20 protein-coding genes are annotated in these 18,185 nt (G+C 32.0%); 12 read left to right on the top strand and 8 right to left on the bottom strand.

What is annotated here, in order from left to right; genetic code table 11:
* Nucleotides 1-7: 7 nt before the first annotated feature.
* Together JBL43_RS09880 and JBL43_RS09875 are read right to left on the bottom strand one after the other, a co-directional pair.
* The gene (locus JBL43_RS09880) at nucleotides 8-613 is read right to left on the bottom strand and encodes a hypothetical protein (RefSeq protein ID WP_198841283.1); all 606 of its coding nucleotides are present in this window, start codon (nucleotides 611-613) and stop codon (nucleotides 8-10) included.
* A 192-nt stretch (nucleotides 614-805) separates the two neighbouring features.
* The gene (locus JBL43_RS09875; protein ID WP_198841282.1) at nucleotides 806-2,434 is read right to left on the bottom strand and encodes an acyl-CoA carboxylase subunit beta; all 1,629 of its coding nucleotides are present in this window, start codon (nucleotides 2,432-2,434) and stop codon (nucleotides 806-808) included.
* 243 nt (nucleotides 2,435-2,677) lie between these two features.
* Here JBL43_RS09875 and JBL43_RS09870 point away from each other — a divergent pair, with 243 nt between their 5' ends.
* The 7 genes from JBL43_RS09870 (at nucleotide 2,678) to JBL43_RS09840 (ending at nucleotide 7,943) form a co-directional block, all read left to right on the top strand.
* Nucleotides 2,678-3,214 (top strand): NADPH-dependent FMN reductase, encoded by a 537-nt coding sequence (locus JBL43_RS09870; RefSeq protein WP_198841281.1) that lies wholly within the window; start codon nucleotides 2,678-2,680, stop codon nucleotides 3,212-3,214.
* A gap of 28 nt (nucleotides 3,215-3,242) precedes the next feature.
* Complete coding sequence (locus tag JBL43_RS09865) at nucleotides 3,243-3,428, top strand: CDGSH iron-sulfur domain-containing protein (protein ID WP_198841280.1); 186 nt, start codon at nucleotides 3,243-3,245, stop codon at nucleotides 3,426-3,428.
* A gap of 192 nt (nucleotides 3,429-3,620) precedes the next feature.
* Complete coding sequence (locus JBL43_RS09860; protein WP_198841279.1) at nucleotides 3,621-3,869, top strand: thioredoxin domain-containing protein; 249 nt, start codon at nucleotides 3,621-3,623, stop codon at nucleotides 3,867-3,869.
* Between the two features lie 92 nt (nucleotides 3,870-3,961).
* Entirely contained in the window at nucleotides 3,962-4,144 is a 183-nt protein-coding gene (locus tag JBL43_RS09855; protein WP_232829152.1) for a CAL67264 family membrane protein, read from the top strand.
* Nucleotides 4,145-4,269: 125 nt separating this feature from the next.
* Nucleotides 4,270-5,961 (top strand): energy-dependent translational throttle protein EttA, encoded by a 1,692-nt coding sequence (ettA, locus tag JBL43_RS09850; protein WP_198841278.1) that lies wholly within the window; start codon nucleotides 4,270-4,272, stop codon nucleotides 5,959-5,961.
* A 27-nt stretch (nucleotides 5,962-5,988) separates the two neighbouring features.
* Complete coding sequence (locus tag JBL43_RS09845) at nucleotides 5,989-7,083, top strand: sulfatase-like hydrolase/transferase (RefSeq protein ID WP_233098748.1); 1,095 nt, start codon at nucleotides 5,989-5,991, stop codon at nucleotides 7,081-7,083.
* 92 nt (nucleotides 7,084-7,175) lie between these two features.
* Entirely contained in the window at nucleotides 7,176-7,943 is a 768-nt protein-coding gene (locus JBL43_RS09840; protein WP_198841277.1) for an SGNH/GDSL hydrolase family protein, read from the top strand.
* Between the two features lie 12 nt (nucleotides 7,944-7,955).
* Here the strand turns inward: JBL43_RS09840 and JBL43_RS09835 are convergent, their stop codons facing one another.
* The 4 genes from JBL43_RS09835 to JBL43_RS09820 form a co-directional block, all read right to left on the bottom strand.
* Nucleotides 7,956-8,297 (bottom strand): VOC family protein, encoded by a 342-nt coding sequence (locus JBL43_RS09835; RefSeq protein WP_233098747.1) that lies wholly within the window; start codon nucleotides 8,295-8,297, stop codon nucleotides 7,956-7,958.
* Between the two features lie 44 nt (nucleotides 8,298-8,341).
* On the bottom strand, nucleotides 8,342-8,833 hold the full coding sequence (locus JBL43_RS09830; RefSeq protein WP_198841276.1) for a YdcF family protein: 492 nt from the start codon (nucleotides 8,831-8,833) through the stop codon (nucleotides 8,342-8,344).
* Nucleotides 8,834-8,845: 12 nt separating this feature from the next.
* Nucleotides 8,846-9,604 carry an MBL fold metallo-hydrolase gene (locus JBL43_RS09825; RefSeq protein WP_198841275.1) on the bottom strand — a complete coding sequence of 253 codons (759 nt, stop codon included), beginning with the start codon at nucleotides 9,602-9,604 and terminating at the stop codon, nucleotides 8,846-8,848.
* Nucleotides 9,605-9,701: 97 nt separating this feature from the next.
* Nucleotides 9,702-10,223: a DUF7935 family protein gene (locus tag JBL43_RS09820; RefSeq protein ID WP_198841274.1), complete on the bottom strand. Its 522-nt coding sequence runs from the start codon at nucleotides 10,221-10,223 to the stop codon at nucleotides 9,702-9,704.
* Nucleotides 10,224-10,426: 203 nt separating this feature from the next.
* Here JBL43_RS09820 and JBL43_RS09815 point away from each other — a divergent pair, with 203 nt between their 5' ends.
* Nucleotides 10,427-12,040: a hypothetical protein gene (locus JBL43_RS09815; protein WP_198841273.1), complete on the top strand. Its 1,614-nt coding sequence runs from the start codon at nucleotides 10,427-10,429 to the stop codon at nucleotides 12,038-12,040.
* Nucleotides 12,041-12,068: 28 nt separating this feature from the next.
* On the top strand, nucleotides 12,069-12,893 hold the full coding sequence (locus JBL43_RS09810) for a T9SS type A sorting domain-containing protein (protein WP_198841272.1): 825 nt from the start codon (nucleotides 12,069-12,071) through the stop codon (nucleotides 12,891-12,893).
* Between the two features lie 75 nt (nucleotides 12,894-12,968).
* Here JBL43_RS09810 and JBL43_RS09805 read toward each other — a convergent pair whose 3' ends face one another.
* Both JBL43_RS09805 and JBL43_RS09800 read right to left on the bottom strand, forming a co-directional pair.
* Nucleotides 12,969-13,727 carry an energy transducer TonB gene (locus JBL43_RS09805; protein ID WP_198841271.1) on the bottom strand — a complete coding sequence of 253 codons (759 nt, stop codon included), beginning with the start codon at nucleotides 13,725-13,727 and terminating at the stop codon, nucleotides 12,969-12,971.
* 10 nt (nucleotides 13,728-13,737) lie between these two features.
* Nucleotides 13,738-15,324 carry a peptide chain release factor 3 gene (locus JBL43_RS09800; protein ID WP_198841270.1) on the bottom strand — a complete coding sequence of 529 codons (1,587 nt, stop codon included), beginning with the start codon at nucleotides 15,322-15,324 and terminating at the stop codon, nucleotides 13,738-13,740.
* 191 nt (nucleotides 15,325-15,515) lie between these two features.
* On the opposite strand from JBL43_RS09800, the gene JBL43_RS09795 reads away from it, so the two are divergent.
* The 3 genes from JBL43_RS09795 (at nucleotide 15,516) to JBL43_RS09785 (ending at nucleotide 18,154) form a co-directional block, all read left to right on the top strand.
* A complete protein-coding gene (locus JBL43_RS09795; protein ID WP_438839433.1) occupies nucleotides 15,516-16,196 on the top strand; it encodes a response regulator transcription factor in 681 nt (226 codons plus the stop codon).
* Nucleotides 16,197-16,209: 13 nt separating this feature from the next.
* Nucleotides 16,210-17,589: a HAMP domain-containing sensor histidine kinase gene (locus tag JBL43_RS09790; RefSeq protein ID WP_198841269.1), complete on the top strand. Its 1,380-nt coding sequence runs from the start codon at nucleotides 16,210-16,212 to the stop codon at nucleotides 17,587-17,589.
* An 85-nt stretch (nucleotides 17,590-17,674) separates the two neighbouring features.
* On the top strand, nucleotides 17,675-18,154 hold the full coding sequence (locus JBL43_RS09785) for a hypothetical protein (RefSeq protein WP_198841268.1): 480 nt from the start codon (nucleotides 17,675-17,677) through the stop codon (nucleotides 18,152-18,154).
* Nucleotides 18,155-18,185: the final 31 nt, after the last annotated feature.

The raw sequence follows: 18,185 nt of genomic DNA, 5'->3' as shown, positions 1-18,185 counted from the left end.
TTTATAACTATTCACAATTCTCATTATAAAAATTCACTACCCTTTTTAAATCGATTCTTTGACTTAGCGGGTTCACTGTACCTTTAAATTCATTATTTTCAATTTTTTTTACTAATTCAGGGCAATCATTGAAATATCTAATAGCAGCCTTTTTATTCTTTTTTGAAAATATATTATCTGTCTGCTCAAAATTTTCAATTAAAACAGCTATTTCGTCACCCTCTTTCCAAACATAATAACCGTTTTCACTTGTAGACATATCAGACCAATCCTCACCTGATTGTATCCCTGACTTATGATAAATGCTCAACTTACCTTTAATTATTTCTTTTAGTAATGAATATTTAAATTGTTCAGTTTTCTTATAATAATATGTGGATATTACAAGTCTATCCCAGTTATTAAAGGTTATTTTTACTCCATCTAATTCTAAATAATTATACAGTTGTTTCTTTGCACCTTTCTTGGTTCTAAACTTTATTTTCTTTTTAGAGGTCACTTTTGCTAAACCTTTTAGTTCGGTTCCATCTTTAAAATATAATATAGCTTCATTTTTTTGCCCGGCCATTGGCATAACAAATAAAAAGGCTATAATTATTAATATTTTTTTCATCTATAAATTTCACTTTTTTATTTGAATATTTTCTCTTTGTCTCAGTTTTTTTACGTTGTAACTCTGTATGAATACTTACTGAATAATTTTATCGAATTATAAAAAACACCGCTAAAGTCCCCTCAAGGGGACAATACTCATATGAAAATTTTCTACGTATTTCGCACCTCAAACCTCGTGTCTTTTTTTACCTCACACCTGCAAAATCCCCAAATTAAATTTCTTTTCAATAGGAGCATGGTTAGCCGCTTCAATACCCATACTAATCCAAGTTCTGGTGTCTAAAGGATCTATGACCGCATCTGTCCAAATTCTAGAGGCCGCATAATAAGGAGAAACTTGATGGTCGTATCGGTTTTTTATTTTATTAAAAAGTTCATCTTCCTTTTCTTTCGTTATTTTTTCTCCTTTTTTCTCCAACGATGCTTTTTCAATTTGTAACAATACTTTTGCAGCAGAATTACCACTCATTACGGCCAATTCAGCACTTGGCCAAGCAAAAATAAGCCTTGGGTCATAAGCTTTTCCACACATGGCATAATTACCAGCTCCATAACTATTCCCAATAATTACAGTGAATTTTGGGACCACAGAATTACTCACGGCATTCACCATTTTAGCACCGTCTTTTATAATGCCTCCATGTTCAGATTTACTACCCACCATAAATCCGGTTACATCTTGTAAAAATACTAAGGGTATTTTCTTTTGGTTACAATTAGCAATAAAACGTGTGGCTTTATCAGCACTATCAGAGTAAATAACCCCTCCAAATTGCATTTCCCCTTTAGATGTTTTTACTACTTTTCGTTGATTGGCTACAATACCAACCGCCCAACCATCAATACGTGCATACGCGGTAATTAATGATTTACCATAACCTGCCTTATATTCATCATATTCAGAATTGTCTACCAATCGTTTAATGATTTCGAACATGTCATATTGTTCAGCTCTCGATTTCGGTAATATTCCGTAAATATCTTCGGGGTTTTCCTTTGGCTCTAAAGCTTTTGCACGATTATAACCTGCTTTATCAAAATCGCCAATTTTATCAACGATGTTTTTTATAGTATCCAACGCATCTTTGTCATCTTTTGCTTTATAATCTGTTACTCCAGAAATTTCACAATGTGTTGTTGCTCCTCCTAATGTTTCATTATCAATACTTTCTCCAATGGCAGCTTTTACCAAATAACTTCCTGCAAGGAAAATACTTCCCGTTTTGTCTACAATTAAGGCTTCATCACTCATAATTGGCAAGTAAGCACCACCAGCAACACAGCTGCCCATAACGGCAGCTATTTGGGTAATACCCATACTGCTCATAATAGCATTATTTCTAAAAATACGACCGAAATGTTCTTTATCAGGAAAAATTTCATCCTGCAAGGGCAAATAGACACCTGCAGAATCAACCAAATAAATAATAGGAAGTCTGTTTTCTATAGCAATTTCTTGAGCTCTTAAGTTCTTTTTACCTGTAATTGGAAACCAAGCTCCCGCTTTTACAGTAGCATCGTTAGCAACTACAATACATTGATTGCCTTTAACATAACCAATTTTCACTACAACACCACCTGATGGACAACCACCGTGTTCGGCATACATTCCTTCTCCAGCAAATGCAGCTATTTCGATACGGTTAGAATTATTATCTAACAAATAATCGATACGTTCTCTAGCCGTCAGTTTACCCTTAGCATGTTGCTTTTCAATACGTTTTTTACCACCACCATTATAAACATCACGCAATTTATCTCTGAGAGCTCCAACTTGTAATTTGTTGTGGTCTTCGTTTTTATTAAAATTTATATCCATAAAATTGATTTCGATAGCATTGGCTAAAATACAAAAATAAACGATTTTTAATCTATAATATTACTGGATATTTCCCATTTCACCTCTACTTTGGAGCGGTCGTAACTTTATTTTTTTAAAGTTACAGATAAGGAAAAATAAAAAGTTTTTAAAACGATATGTGCCGATCATCAGATAATCTTTAAAAAGAACTTTTTATCGTATCTTTGATAAAATCTTACTATATAACCCTAATTTTATTAAATGCCTAAAAAGAAAATTATTGCTTTTGCAGGAAGTAACAGCAAGCAATCCATAAATAAAAAATTGGTTGTTTTGGCTTCAGAACAATTAAAAAATGTAGATGTAACTATTTTAGATTTAAATGATTTCGATTTACCTTTATATGGTATTGATGAAGAAATTGAAAATGGATACCCAGAAGATGCTAAGCGATTTAATGAATTACTTAAAGATTCTGATGGAATATTAATTTCTTTAGCCGAACATAATGGAGCTTATACCGTTGCCTTTAAAAACATTATGGATTGGGCGTCTAGAATTGATGGAATGGTTTGGAAAAATAAACCGATGCTACTATTATCAACATCTCCAGGAGGTAGAGGAGGAGCATCTGTAATGGAGCTAGCCTTGGGTAAATTTCCTTTTATGGGATCGGATATTATAGCTAATTTTTCATTGCCCTTTTTTAATGTAAATTATAGCGAACAAGGTATTACAGATAAACAAATGAATATTGAATTTATTAAAGCGATTAATGATTTTGAAAAATCTTTATAAAAACGAAACCAAATAAAAAATATTGAAAATGGAAAATATTAAAATAACTGTTGCTGAAAACGGACCACTCTTAGTCAATGGAACTTGTGAAGTTACCAAAATTGATGGTTCAATTGATATAAAAGAGAAAGTAACCGCTTTTTGTCGGTGTGGTGCTTCAAACAATAAACCCTATTGCGATGGCGAACATAAAAAAAATAATTTTGTAGGTTAGCTGTTATATAACAGCACTTCTTCAAAATAATATTGGCATAAAAGGTGACTATGATGTGTTAATCAATGTCAATTTTTAAGTGAAAATAAATATAATAATACAGCTTTGTTAGTTTGCACTCTGCAATTGATAAAACAAGAAAATATTTAGATGTAATGACTTGATTTTGTTTTAATAACTAAAAATTAGAAAATGGAAATAATCATTTATGGTAAAAAGGGAGATGCTCATACTGTGGCATTCAAGAACTTTTTAAGAATGGCTGAAATTGATTTCATTTACAAAAATTTAGCTATTGATGAAGAAGCTGCAAGGCATACAAAGGAATTATATGATGGAGCTTTAAAATACCCTACACTGATTATAGACGGAGAAGTGTATTTAACCCCAACCTCTGATACTTTTAATAAAGTGATGAAAGAATTGCACTTAAGAGGCTAAATTTTGCCGTTTTCTAATTGTATGTGCCATTTATTGGCATTTCTAAATATTTGTAACGATATTTGCTCAACCAACCAAAACTTCTAAAAATTATGATTATGAACAAAAATACCGTATTGGGTTATGCCACATTAATAATGATTGCAATGGGTGTAATATTAATTGCCCTAGGAGCCTTTAGATATGATGATGTTGCTGGATGGGGGTTTGCTGCTGTAGGAATCGGTTTCTTTGCAAATGCATGGGTGTTTAATGCACTAAAAGGACGTGTGTAAAACAGCATATTTCTTGGCCTTCTTTAAGGTCATCGATGGATACTACTAAAATAATTAATGCTACGACCTAGAACTTGTAGTAAAAGTTTCAAAAATTAATAATAAAATTAATAATTAGTAAAATAATGGCTGACGATAAAAAAGTTATCTTTTCAATGAATAAGGTTTCAAAAACCTTTCAAAGTACCAATAAACAAGTATTAAAAGATATCTATTTAAGCTTCTTTTATGGAGCCAAAATTGGAATATTAGGACTCAACGGTTCGGGTAAATCTACCTTGCTTAAAATAATTGCAGGGATTGAAAAAAATTACCAAGGTGATGTTGTTTTTGCTCCAGGTTATAAGGTGGGTTATTTAGAACAAGAACCGAAATTAGATGATACTAAAACTGTAATTGATATTGTTAAAGAAGGTGTAGCAGAGACCGTTGCAATTCTTGATGAATACAATAAAATTAATGACATGTTTGGGTTAGAAGAAGTCTATTCTGATGCAGATAAGATGGAGAAACTAATGGCTCAACAGGCAGAACTTCAAGATAAAATTGATGCTTCTAATGCATGGGAATTAGATACCAAGTTAGAAATTGCCATGGATGCCTTAAGAACTCCTGAAGGTGATACACCTATAAAGAATTTATCCGGTGGAGAAAGACGACGTGTTGCTCTATGTAGATTGTTATTACAAGAACCAGAAGTTTTATTATTAGATGAACCCACAAACCATTTAGATGCGGAATCTGTACATTGGTTAGAACATCATTTAGCTCAATATAAAGGAACTGTAATAGCGGTAACGCATGATAGATATTTTCTAGATAATGTAGCGGGATGGATTTTAGAACTAGATAGAGGTGAAGGTATTCCTTGGAAAGGAAACTACTCTTCTTGGTTAGATCAAAAATCAAAACGATTGGCACAAGAAAGTAAAACAGCCTCTAAACGTCAAAAGACTTTAGAACGTGAGTTAGATTGGGTACGACAAGGAGCGAAAGGTAGACAAACCAAGCAGAAAGCAAGGTTAAAGAATTATGATAAATTATTGAGTCAGGACCAAAAACAACTGGATGAAAAATTAGAAATTTACATTCCTAATGGTCCACGATTGGGTACAAATGTTATCGAAGCCAAAGGAGTGAGTAAAGCATTTGGTGATAAATTATTATATGAGAATTTAAACTTTAATTTACCTCAAGCAGGTATCGTAGGCATTATTGGTCCCAACGGTGCTGGTAAAACCACTATTTTTAAAATGATAATGGGTGAAGAAAAACCAGATAAAGGAGAATTTATTGTTGGAGAGACCGCTAAGATTGCCTATGTAGATCAAGCACATTCGAACATTGATCCTGATAAGAGTATTTGGCAAAACTTTTCTGATGAACAAGATTTAGTTCTAATGGGAGGCAAGCAAGTTAATTCTAGAGCTTATTTAAGTCGATTTAACTTTTCTGGAAGTGAGCAAAATAAAAAAGTAAGTACACTTTCTGGTGGTGAGCGTAACAGATTGCATTTAGCCATGACACTAAAAGAAGAGGGTAATGTATTACTTTTAGATGAGCCTACTAACGATTTAGATGTGAATACACTAAGAGCTTTGGAAGAAGGGCTAGAAAACTTTGCAGGTTGTGCTGTTGTTATTAGTCACGACCGTTGGTTTTTAGATAGAATATGTACACATATTTTAGCTTTTGAAGGTGATAGTGAAGTGTATTTCTTTGAAGGAGGATTTAGTGAATATGAAGAAAATAAGAAACAACGTTTAGGTGGTGATTTAATGCCAAAACGTATTAAATATAAAAAGTTAATTCGTTAATCTATATTCTAAAGCTTTTCCTTTAAAATGAAGATACCTGTAAAACTATATTTTTTAATTGCTTTTCTAATTGTGCCCATGGCATTTTGTGCTCAAAATAAAGAGCCAAATGTGTTTTTAATCACATTAGATGGAGTGAGATGGCAAGAAGTATTTACAGGTATAGATTCTAAATTAATAGAAAATAAAAGTTACACAGAAAATAAGGAACACTTAATAAGTTTATTTGAAGGAAACACTCCAGAAGAAAAAAGAAAAAAATTAATGCCTTTTTTCTGGAATACTATTGCTACCAAGGGACAATTATATGGTAACAGAAATGCCGGGAGTAAAGTTGATGTAATTAACAAAATGGTCTTTTCATATCCTGGCTATAATGAGATTCTAAGTGGTTTTTCTGATGATGAGAATATCGATAGTAATAATAAAACGTATAATAAAAACACAACCATCTTAGAGAAAGTAAACAATTTACCTGCTTATAAAGGTAAAGTGGCTGCATTTGCTAGTTGGGATGTCTTTCCTTATATAATTAATGATAAGCGTAGTGGAATTCCAGTAAATGCTGGTTATATGGATGCTTCTGAAAATTTAAATACTCAAGAAGTTTTATTAAATGAAATGCAGCGGCAAGCTCCTATAATTTGGGAAAATGTACGTTTGGATGTGTTTACACATCATTTTGCTAAAGAATATATTAAGAAAAATCATCCGAAATTAGTATATATCGCATACGGTGAAACAGATGATTTTGCACATGGTGGTTCATTTGATTCTTATATAAAGTCTTTAAAAAACACGGATGCTTTAATTGAAGATTTATGGAACTACGTTCAAGAAAATGAATTTTATAAAAACAACACTTATTTTATTATTACGACTGACCATGGTAGAGGCGTAGGCGTAGAAAAGAGCAGTAGCTGGACTGGTCATGGAAAAGAAGTGGCTGGAGCTACTCAAACTTGGTTAGCTGTATTGGGCCCAAAAATGGTGGCAAAAGGTGAGGTTAAAGAGGATACTCAATTCTATAACAATCAAGTGGCAGCTTCTGTACTTGAGTTGTTGAACGTTTCTGTTTCAAAAGAAAAAATGGGGAAACCCATTCCAACTATTTTAGAATAGTTATAGACTTGATGAACTATTTTCTACAGTTTTAATATGATGCTATAAAACTGTACTTCTTATTTTTTCGTAAATAGTATAAAAAGCAAATTATGCATATTTTAAAAGCTTTAACTATCCTAATTATTTTAACTAGTTGTACGGCTAATAATACAATTCTACCTGAAACAGAAAGTTTAATTACAGAAAATGATTCCATAATTATGGTGTCAGATACTACAAATATAGCAACAGACACGGTTACTGTACCAGTTAATACGATAAAACACTATTTAGCGTTAGGCGATAGTTATACCATTGGGCAGAGTGTTTCTTCTGAAAAAAGTTTCCCCGCTCAATTGGCCAAATGTCTTGAAGATACGCCTGAAGCTCAAATAGATTTAGAAATTATAGCCACCACAGGTTGGACAACTAGTAGTTTAATTAACGCTATAGATTATGGAACCAAGAGAGCTTCTTATGATTTAGTAACCTTACTTATTGGTGTAAACAATCAATATCAAGGGCGGTTATTTAGTATTTATGAAAAAGAATTCGTCATTTTATTAGAGAAGGCAATCCAACTGGCTAATAACAATAAGAATAATGTAATTGTAGTTTCCATTCCGGATTATGCTTATACACCTTTTGGACAAAGTGGTAATCCCGGTAAAATTTCTAGTGAAATTGACCAGTATAATAAGTTTGCTGAAGATACTGCGAATAAATATGGTGTACTCTTTATAAACATTACAGATATAACCAGACAAGGATTAAATGATCCTGATTTGGTAGCTAGTGACAATTTACATCCTTCAGGTAAAGCATACCGCAAGTTTTCGGAAAGAATCTGTCCCAAAGCACTTACACTAATCAAGTAACCTTTATTGGTTTTATTTATCTGACCAAATGGCGAGTTCGTTTCCAGAAGGATCTAAAAATTGAAACCTTTTTCCACCAGGAAAAGAGAAGATATCTTTGGTTATTGTACCACCACCCTCCAATATTTTATTTTTTATAATATTTAGGGTTTTATGATACAAAACAACTAAAACTCCATTCACAATATCATCTTCAGTAAATTCAAATCCACCGTCAAGGTTGCCATCTGTAAATGCGGTATAAGTAGGTCCATAATCCGTAAAAATCCAGCCAAATGCTTTGGAGTAAAATTTCTTTATCTCATCAAGATTTTTAGCTCTAAATTCAATATAATTAATTTGATTATTTTCCATGTCTATAAATAAAATTATTAAAATTAAAAGCTACACTACAAATATTAATAGTAAAGTCCGTTTTTTTGAATTGAATGTATGGCTTTCTTTTCATGTGCTATGATAGTATCATAACTATCCTTAGGTAAATCACTTTCAACACCAACATAAGAAATTGTAAACCCTTTTAATATTTCATTAAAAATCAGCTTGACCCTTTCTAAATGATAATCAGAAGTTATAACTGTCAACTTAATGTGGCTTAAGTTTTTGATAATAGGAATAATTTTAACCGCATCATCAACAGAGTTTGATGATAAAGCACATTCTAAAAAAGCATTTTCAGGAATTCCTTTGTCAATTAAATAATTTTTGGCAATAGAAGCATGAGATTCAGATGAAATATTAAAGTGTGGCCCCCAACCACCAGTGCAAAGTACTAAATTATTCTTTTTATAACGTTTTAAACAACTGTTTAATCTGCTGATAGAAATAGTACCTAAATCTCCATTTGGAGAATTAGGGGAGCCTAAAACAACTAGAATCTCTTGATACATAGTGTGTTGTAATTATTTCTTGTACCAATCTCTAAGTCTTACATCAATAGTACTGTTTTTATCAGTTACCAACTTTTTAAAAGCTTTGGTATCACTCATATCCGGATTGCCTCTATAATGATAAGGATATACAATTTTTGGTTTAAATTCTAGCACAGCACTTGCGGCTTGTTTAATATCCATGGTATAAGGTAAATTCATACAAACAAAGGCGATATCTATATCCTTTAAAGCTCGCATTTCTTTAATATCTTCCGTATCACCACTAATATAAATAGCTTTACCTCCGAGATTTATAAAATAACCATTGCCTCGTCCCTTTGGATGCTTAGAATTTTCCTCTTCAGGCAAATTATACATAGGAATAGTATTGATGAAAACTTCTCCATGAACAGACATTTCTCCATTCTTAACTATTTCCAATTGACTCTCATAATCGGTTTTAAGCATTTCGGCTACAGCTGGAGGTACAATAAACGTTGCTTTTTTAGTATCTATACCAGCCAATGTTTTTATATCTGTATGATCCCCATGAATGTCAGTAATTAAAATAAGGTCAGGAGCAGCCATTCCTTTAAAAAGTTCCGCTCCACCATATGGATCTACATAAATGGTCATGTTATTCCATTGAAGAACTAAAGATCCATGTGTTATAGGTTGAATGACAATAGTACCATCGTTAGTTTTTATAGTGTCTGCAGGAATTCGTTGTGCATAATTGAAACTAATACTTAGTAGACAAAAAACGCAGGATAAAATAATTTTATTCATAATTTCATAGGGATATTAGCGTATAGATATTAATCTAATACTATTTTTAAATAAATAAATTAATTATTTCTAGAAACACCTTTGAAAGAATTTGTTACTACATAATTTTTTTCACCTCATGTTTCACAAGTTCAATTGCTGTTTGAGTAGGTGATTCTTCATTTAAAAGTTTTTGCAATACGGCTTCTCTCATTTTGTTTGCCGTACCTACTTCACCTTCTAACATGGTTTCTTTCAACAAATTTAGGGTGTTATTTTTTGCAGTTACTATCGTTTTCCAACAATTGCTACTAATGTAAATTTGTTGAGCAAGGTTATGCTCATATTCCTGTTCTATGTTTGCTAATAATTTTTTGAAATAAGCAGGTTTATCTTCACTAGAAGGTACTACTCTCACTAATAAATTGTTAGGAGAAATTCGTTCTAAAAAAAGAACCATGCGTTCATAAGCTTGCAAGCGTAGGGGTAATGCTGTTTTTTGATTTTCTTTTAACAGCGTAAACGTACGTCTGTTAGATTCGTTTTTACTTACTTGTTTAAAAAAGAAAATAGCCACTAATCCTGTTACAATAGCAGGTAACGTATAACTTAACAGTTCAATAATTTTAGTTGTATCCATGGGGTTTGTTAAAAAATGAATTTTTAATTTAAATGTAATTTGGGTAAAAATAAAGAATTAAAAATAGAGAAAAGTTGAATCAAATAAAAAAAAATAAAAAAAACTTTAGGATAGGGGTAGGAATTTTTAAATGTTAGTTGTTTAATATATAAATAGGAATATCAACGGCGATTTTTTCGCAATTCTAATTAAAGCTAAACACCATGAAAAAAAATTATTTAACAGAATTATTTGTGATGGTTTTATTACTATCACAACTAACAGCCTTCGCTAATGAAGGTTTAATTGTTACTTCAAAAGAGGTGCCAATCAACTCAAATTCCTTTACCAGTACTACAGACCCAGGATGGTCGTATACCTGTGATGACGGTATTGAAGTTGAATTATTAAGTTTAGGATTAAAAAATAATGTGCCTGTTTCTTTAAGTATTGGGGATACTAAAGATATTGAGCGTGTTGTTGTTGAAATCGTTTACAAAGGGAATAACCCTGGAAGTACTATAGAAATTGAAGATGCTGACGGTAATACGTATGCAGCCTCTAGAGTGGTACCCACTGGTGGTAGCACCAATGTTTGGTATTATAGAGCTGAATTACCAGCTACTTCAACAGTTAATTATAATAATACGGCACAAGCCAGTCATGCACAATCTATTTTAGCGTATGTATTTAGAAAGAAAAATAATGGAACTTCTAGTTCAGGAGTTTTTACTGCATTAAGTGGTTATAATAATATTGAAACAACTACAATTCCTATTCAAACGGATTCAGGTCCTAGAACGGTAACTGTAGAATTACCTATTTCTGAATTAACACCAGACGGAAGATATATTCATATTGAAGTTTCTGCAGCTGACGGTAGTTTTGCTGAATTAACAGAGACAATTGATAGTTTTCCTACAGGACAATGTTGTATTAAAGTTTTTGAACTTGAAATGACAAATGTTGCTAGTAACGTAGATGAGATAGAAATAAAAATAGATACACGTACTAAAAAGAATGGTCAAACCGTAAATGGACAATCTTGGGTTATGGGTGGTGCCATTAAAACAAATGTGAGATGTAGTTGTGTAGAAAATGATACAGAATTACCAACCGCAGATAATTTTCAGGATTACATTTTATTAGAAGACCTTTCTCAAATGCCAGAGGTTACTTTTTCTGACAACTGTTCAGCAGTTACTATAGAATATAAAGAATATAAAAGTAGAGAATCTTGTGATATTGATTTTAATACGACCAATACAGATTCAAATGTTACATTTAATGGAATGGCAGGTAACACAGATTATTCTTGGAGCAAAGGACATTATGTTCAAGTACTCGATGGTTCTGCTAAAATATTAGGAAGAATACGAAACAACACCGACACCAATTCTGGTTGGGATGTTAATTTATACTTTGATACCGTAATGGGTTATGCATTGTGGATGAATGCAGGTGGACAAGCACCAACTGCAGCGGATAAAGACAGACATAAATATGCTAATGTAGATTTTACAAAAACCAATGATTTTAAAGGATTTGGAGCAAATGCAAATGATAATCTTGCATTAGTAAATAGTGATCCACATTATTTAGATATTGGACCTAGAGATCAATTTGGTTATCCAAGTGTTGCTTTCTATTTAGCTTATTCGGGTAATGCAAACGGACAAGCTATTGCTAGTGGCCAGCATATTGAAATGGATGGAGCCTTTACAAAATGTGTGAGAGCGAGAGATGGAGCTGATTTATGGGTAAGAGAATGGACCGTGACTGATGCGGCAGGTAATACGGCAGTATTTGTTCAACGTGTAGAAGTAGAAGTTTATTAAGCCAGTTTTAATTAAATAATTTAGAAAGATGAAAAAATTAAGTTTTATATATATTTTAGTTTGTGTTGGCTTTATAGCAAACGCTCAGTTGCAACACGAAGATTTTAACTCAACAAGTATGCCTGACGGATGGTCAGCTACTAATTCTGCAAATGGTCATAGTTGGACCTTTGGTGATACAACCCCTCTAAAAGGGAGTGGTATGGAAAACCCTGCTTCTTTTGAATCGGGTGGTGTGGTTTTTAATGATTATAACGCAGGTAGCTTCAACCACAACGTGGTAGGTTTAACAAGTCCTTCAATTAATTTGGTTGAAAAAGGTATTGTGGAAGCTTCTATAGAAATCACCTACAATCTAAGATCTTTTGCCAGTGATGGTTCATTCAAAGTAAATGTTTGGGATGGCGAAATTTGGCAAAACATTTTAAATACGGCTGCTGATTCTGGTGATAAAAATAGTGGTGAGCATACTTCAAGTGTTTTAGATGTTACTCCGTATATCAATAGCGATTTTAAAGTTGAATTCGTTTTTGATGATGAAAACTCTTTAACATGGGGTGTTGGTATAGACGATTATAAATTAATGGGTGTACAAGGATCAAGTATTAAAGGTTTGGAAAGTGTTGGTTTTAGGTACTATCCTAACCCTGTGGTAGAAGGTGAATTAACCTTAGAATCTAGTGAAGAAATCTCATCGATAAATGTATATAATAGTATCGGACAAGTAATAATGACAAAAGAAGCGGTTAATTTAGAATCTAAACTTGACATGCAACATTTGGCATCTGGTGCTTATGTAGTAAAGGTTAATATTGGCGAAAACACTGGTGTTTTTAAGGTGATTAAGCCATAATTAATAATAGTTGGTTAATTGAAAAAGGCTCCGTTTTGGAGCCTTTTTTTCGTTTGATATTGTGATAAAATTATTTTAATAGACCTTAAAACTAATAGGCAGTGTATATTTTACATCTATTTTTTCACCATCTCTTGATCCCGGTATCCAATTTTTCATTAAACTAACAACGCGTATGGCTTCCTTTTTAAAGAGATCGCTTTTACTTTTATTAACTCTAATGTTTTTTAGTGCTCCTTCTTTAGAAATAGTGAACTGAACATATACTTTATCCGAAATACCTTGTTGTTGCATTAATTCTGGGTATCGCATTTGTTTTCTTACGTGACTATAAATAGCGTTAACCCCACCTTCATATTCAGGATGAATAAAATAGTCGAAATGTTCAATTTCGTTACCTTTTTCATCAAAACATTGGCCTTCAACGAAAGTATTATTTTTGAAAATATCTTTTCGTCTTATACTTTTATCTTTGTAATAGGTAACTAATTCGCCATTTAATTTATCGTCTTTGTAATTTTCTATGATTTGAAGATACCCTGACGGATTATAAATTTTACTAGTACCATGTCTCGTCCAACGATCAATACTAGAATTCTTTATATTTAAATTTGAATAATAGGATTCAATAATCAATTTTCCAGATTTATCAAACTTTTTTAATACACCAGCACCAGTGATCGTATCTGAAAAAATATAATGTGAACTGGTGACAGCATTTACACTATCCGTTTTAATTCCTAATTGATCAAAATAGTGTTTTTCAATTTTTTGCTGGGCAAATGTGTTGCTCATAATAAAAAATGAAACACTCAATAGCAATACTTTTTTCATAAATCGTTTTTTAATACTCACTTGTAAAATGTAATTTAACGCTTGGGTATTTACTTTGTGTCATTTGCATGGTAAAAGCAGAATCGGCTAAAAATACCAATTGTCCTTGTTTATCCTTTGCCAAATAACGTTGTTTAACACGTTTAAAATCTGCAAATTCATCATTTTTAGGATCTGTAGGTTCTACCCAACATGCTTTATGAACATTTAAGTTTTCATAAGTACATTTTGCACCATATTCATGTTCTAAACGGTATTGAATTACTTCATATTGTAACGCACCAACCGTTCCTATTACTTTTCTACCATTCATCTCAAGGGTAAACAATTGAGCAACTCCTTCATCCATCAACTGGTCTAAACCTTTAGTCAACTGTTTAGATTTCATAGGATCCGCGTTATTTACATAACGGAAATGCTCCGGAGAAAAACTTGGCACCCCTTTAAAGTGCAATACTTCACCTTCTGTTAAGGTATCTCCAATTTTAAAATGTCCGGTATCATGCAAGCCTACAATATCTCCGGGAAAAGACTCATCTACAATTTCTTTTTTCTCTGCAAAAAACGCATTGGGACTAGAAAACTTTAATTTTTTATTATGACGGACATGCAAGTACGGAGCATTTCGCTTAAAAGTACCTGATACAATCTTTACAAATGCCAAACGATCTCGATGCTTAGGATCCATATTGGCGTGAATTTTAAATACAAACCCCGTTAATGTTTCCTCTTTAGAATCTACCAAACGTTCCTCAGCTTTTTTAGGCTGTGGGGAAGGAGCAATTTCAATAAAACAATCTAACAATTCTTTTACGCCAAAATTATTTAAGGCGGAACCAAAAAACACAGGTTGTTGATGTCCCGCTCTATAGGCTTCCAAATCAAAATCTGGATACACTTCTATGGCCAATTCTAACTCTTCACGTAATACATTGGCTGCTTTTTCGCCAATCATAATATCTAATTCAGGGTTGTTTATATCATCGAATTCAACGCCTTCTGAGACCACTTGTTTTTTATCACCAGAAAATAGGTTTAATTTTTTATCCCAAATATTATAAATACCCTTAAAATCGTAACCCATACCAATAGGGAAACTTAAAGGCGTAACTTTTAATCCTAATTTTTGTTCTACTTCATCTAATAAATCAAAGGCATCTTTACCTTCACGGTCTAACTTATTAATAAAAACGATAATGGGTATGTTACGCATTCTACAAACCTCTACTAATTTCTCGGTTTGTTCTTCTACACCTTTTGCCACATCAATTACCACAATAACACTATCTACAGCCGTTAAAGTTCTAAAGGTATCTTCAGCAAAATCTTTATGTCCAGGTGTATCTAAAATATTAATCTTTTTGTCTTTATAGATAAAAGCCAATACTGATGTTGCTACAGAAATACCACGTTGACGCTCAATTTCCATAAAATCCGACGTAGCACCTTTTTTTATTTTATTATTTTTTACAGCACCGGCTTCTTGTATGGCACCACCAAAAAGTAATAGTTTTTCAGTTAATGTAGTTTTACCCGCATCTGGATGCGATATAATTCCGAAAGTTCTTCGGCGTTCAATTTCTTTTAAAAAGGACATGTTTATTTTTTATGGATGGCAAAGATAGTGTTAAGTTTCAAGATTAAAAATTAAAAAACAAAACATGGTCATATGCTTCATAGTAAACAATTTAATACCACCATTTCATATTCTAATGGAATTCTAACCTGAGAATGAATCCTCTTTCACACAATACTATATCTTTGCAGATTATCTAAATTTTATATAAAATCGTAAAGCAAATATTAGTAATAGAAGACGAACCGAATGTTGCGGCATTTATAAGTCAAGGACTTCAAGAATCTGGCTATAAGGTTTTTTTGGACTATAATGGTTCTAACGGTTTAGATTTATTGCAGCAAATGCAAATAGACTTAGTAGTACTTGATGTTATTTTGCCAAAAATGGATGGGAGAGAAGTTGCAAAAAAAATTAGAGAAATGGGATATACCTATCTTCCTATAATAATGCTAACCGCCTTAGGAACTACTGAAAATATCGTTAAAGGTTTAGATTCTGGTGCAGATGATTATCTTATAAAACCGTTTAAGTTTAAAGAACTTTTGGCTAGAATTCGTGCTCGTACTAGAACTAAAGGTGTACCTGTTGTTAACAACCCAAAATTAACCTTAAAAGATTTAGAATTAGATACAGAGGCTAAATTGGTAACACGAGCAGGCGAGGAGATTAGTTTGACTTCAACAGAGTTTCGATTATTGCAATACTTATTATTAAATAAAAACAGGGTATTAAACCGTGTAGATATACTTGAAAAAGTGTGGGATATTAATTTTAATATGGGTACCAATGTGGTAGATGTATATGTCAATTATTTACGAAATAAAATTGATAAAAATTTTGAAGTAAAACTGATACATACAGTAATCGGAATGGGCTATATACTTAAATAATAAGATGATATAAATGCAGATAAGAACAAAAATAACATCCGTTTTTATAGTATTGACAAGCTTGTTTTTAACGGCCGTTTTTATCATTATTTATTTACTGTCTAAAGATTATACAGAACGTGAATTTTACCTGCGTTTAAGTCAACGAGCAACCATTGCTGCAGAAGGTTATTTGGAAGCAGATGAATTAAACAGTGATATTTATGAAGATATTCGGGTTAAACATTTACAAACATTACCCAACGAAAAAGAAGTTATATATCCTGTAGATGCTAAATTTAAAAAACCATTAAAAGCCCTAGATAATAGTCTTCCAGACAGTTTTTATGATAAAATATTTAAAAATGGATATGCAGAACTAAAGCAAAACGAGTATTATTACACAGGTTTATTATATCACGATAATCAAGGAGATTTTATTGTTGTGTTATCAGCAACTGACCTTTATGGATTTGGTAAACTTGATAATTTAAGAGACACGCTAATTTTTGCATTTCTAATCAGTATTGCTTTTATTTCCATATTTGGTACGTATTACGCAAAACAAGCATTAAGTCCTATTTCAAAAATTATAAAGGAAGTAAACACCATACGAGCCGAAAATTTATCATTACGTTTAAATACGGCAGATGGAAAAGATGAATTGGCAGAGCTTTCAACTACTTTTAATAAGATGTTGGATAGGTTGCAAATATCTTTCGATTTACAAAGTAATTTTATCAATAATGCTTCTCATGAACTTCGTAATCCGCTTACGGCAATATTAGGCCAAATAGAAATCGCACTTTATAAGCCAAGAAGTGCAGTTTATTACCTTAGTATTTTGAACAAAATAGATAGAGAAGCATCGCGACTCGATTTTTTGGTGAACGGATTACTTAAATTGGCGAAAACTGATTTTGATTCTAAGGGTTTTGTCATTGACGCCATTAGAATTGATGAATTGGTATTAGATATAAAAAAGAATCTTGACGTTTCAATTCCTGATAACAAAATAAAAATAGATTTTGAAGGGTTACCAGAAAATGAAGATGCTATAACCGTTTTAGGAAGTGACTCTTTATTAAGAGTAGCTCTAAGTAATATTTTAGAAAATGCGTGTAAGTTTTCTGATTATAAAAAAGTAACCTTAAAATTAATATCAGAGACAGGCAACATTATTGTTCTTATAAATGATGAAGGTGTTGGTATTCCAGACGATGAATTAAAAAATATTTTTGAACCTTTTTTCAGAGCCTCTAATGTAAGAGAAATAGATGGTTTTGGTTTTGGACTTCCTTTAGCATACCGTATTATTAAAATGCATTCAGGTGAAATTAGGGTAGTTTCACAAATAAATAGGGGTACAATGGTTAAAATTACACTTCAAAGTAAATCTACCTATACATATTAAGGGGTTTTAAATTCTAATCTCATTCTAATTTGGTTCTTATACGGTTCTAACTTTAGGCAATTAGTTTTGTCCAAAAGTTAAAAACATGAAAAAAATATTAATTCCAACTGATTTTACAACGGAGTCATTACAGCTTGTAGAATATGTTATTTTAAATTATCCAGATAGTTGCATAGATATTATTTTGCTCGCAGGTTACAAATTACCAGATAACCGCATCACGTTAATGCACTTTAATGGCCGCGAGCAAATTAACAAACAACTTAACGATGACTTTATTTCAGCGAAGAAAAGTCTTGTACATCAACATAAAAAGAATATCAATAGTATAAGTATTCAATTATTTACGGGTGTAAACTCTTATGCATTTAAAAATTTCTTAATCAAGTTAAATGCAAATGATGCTATTGTACCAAAAGAAAAATCGCTCTGTTACCATGGTAAAAGATGGTTTGATCCTACAAAATACCTTAAAAAGAATGTAACTAACATTGTTGAAGTTCCTTATAAAGTTTCGACAGAACTACCACAACAAAAATTTTCATTAATAAACATTTTTAACTAGTAACATTTATAAAAGAGATTCAATAATAAAA

The organism is Aureibaculum flavum (assembly GCF_016406085.1).
Taxonomy (GTDB): domain Bacteria; phylum Bacteroidota; class Bacteroidia; order Flavobacteriales; family Flavobacteriaceae; genus Aureibaculum; species Aureibaculum flavum.
This window is presented reverse-complemented; position numbering and strand designations above follow the sequence as displayed.

Coding starts and splice junctions, on each gene's coding strand:
- JBL43_RS09880 (WP_198841283.1), bottom strand. CDS start 613: ATGAAAAAAATATTAATAATTATAGCCTTTTTATTTGTTATGCCAATG.
- JBL43_RS09875 (WP_198841282.1), bottom strand. CDS start 2,434: ATGGATATAAATTTTAATAAAAACGAAGACCACAACAAATTACAAGTT.
- JBL43_RS09870 (WP_198841281.1), top strand. CDS start 2,678: ATGCCTAAAAAGAAAATTATTGCTTTTGCAGGAAGTAACAGCAAGCAA.
- JBL43_RS09865 (WP_198841280.1), top strand. CDS start 3,243: ATGGAAAATATTAAAATAACTGTTGCTGAAAACGGACCACTCTTAGTC.
- JBL43_RS09860 (WP_198841279.1), top strand. CDS start 3,621: ATGGAAATAATCATTTATGGTAAAAAGGGAGATGCTCATACTGTGGCA.
- JBL43_RS09855 (WP_232829152.1), top strand. CDS start 3,962: ATGATTATGAACAAAAATACCGTATTGGGTTATGCCACATTAATAATG.
- ettA (WP_198841278.1), top strand. CDS start 4,270: ATGGCTGACGATAAAAAAGTTATCTTTTCAATGAATAAGGTTTCAAAA.
- JBL43_RS09845 (WP_233098748.1), top strand. CDS start 5,989: ATGAAGATACCTGTAAAACTATATTTTTTAATTGCTTTTCTAATTGTG.
- JBL43_RS09840 (WP_198841277.1), top strand. CDS start 7,176: ATGCATATTTTAAAAGCTTTAACTATCCTAATTATTTTAACTAGTTGT.
- JBL43_RS09835 (WP_233098747.1), bottom strand. CDS start 8,297: ATGGAAAATAATCAAATTAATTATATTGAATTTAGAGCTAAAAATCTT.
- JBL43_RS09830 (WP_198841276.1), bottom strand. CDS start 8,833: ATGTATCAAGAGATTCTAGTTGTTTTAGGCTCCCCTAATTCTCCAAAT.
- JBL43_RS09825 (WP_198841275.1), bottom strand. CDS start 9,604: ATGAATAAAATTATTTTATCCTGCGTTTTTTGTCTACTAAGTATTAGT.
- JBL43_RS09820 (WP_198841274.1), bottom strand. CDS start 10,223: ATGGATACAACTAAAATTATTGAACTGTTAAGTTATACGTTACCTGCT.
- JBL43_RS09815 (WP_198841273.1), top strand. CDS start 10,427: ATGAAAAAAAATTATTTAACAGAATTATTTGTGATGGTTTTATTACTA.
- JBL43_RS09810 (WP_198841272.1), top strand. CDS start 12,069: ATGAAAAAATTAAGTTTTATATATATTTTAGTTTGTGTTGGCTTTATA.
- JBL43_RS09805 (WP_198841271.1), bottom strand. CDS start 13,727: ATGAAAAAAGTATTGCTATTGAGTGTTTCATTTTTTATTATGAGCAAC.
- JBL43_RS09800 (WP_198841270.1), bottom strand. CDS start 15,324: ATGTCCTTTTTAAAAGAAATTGAACGCCGAAGAACTTTCGGAATTATA.
- JBL43_RS09790 (WP_198841269.1), top strand. CDS start 16,210: ATGCAGATAAGAACAAAAATAACATCCGTTTTTATAGTATTGACAAGC.
- JBL43_RS09785 (WP_198841268.1), top strand. CDS start 17,675: ATGAAAAAAATATTAATTCCAACTGATTTTACAACGGAGTCATTACAG.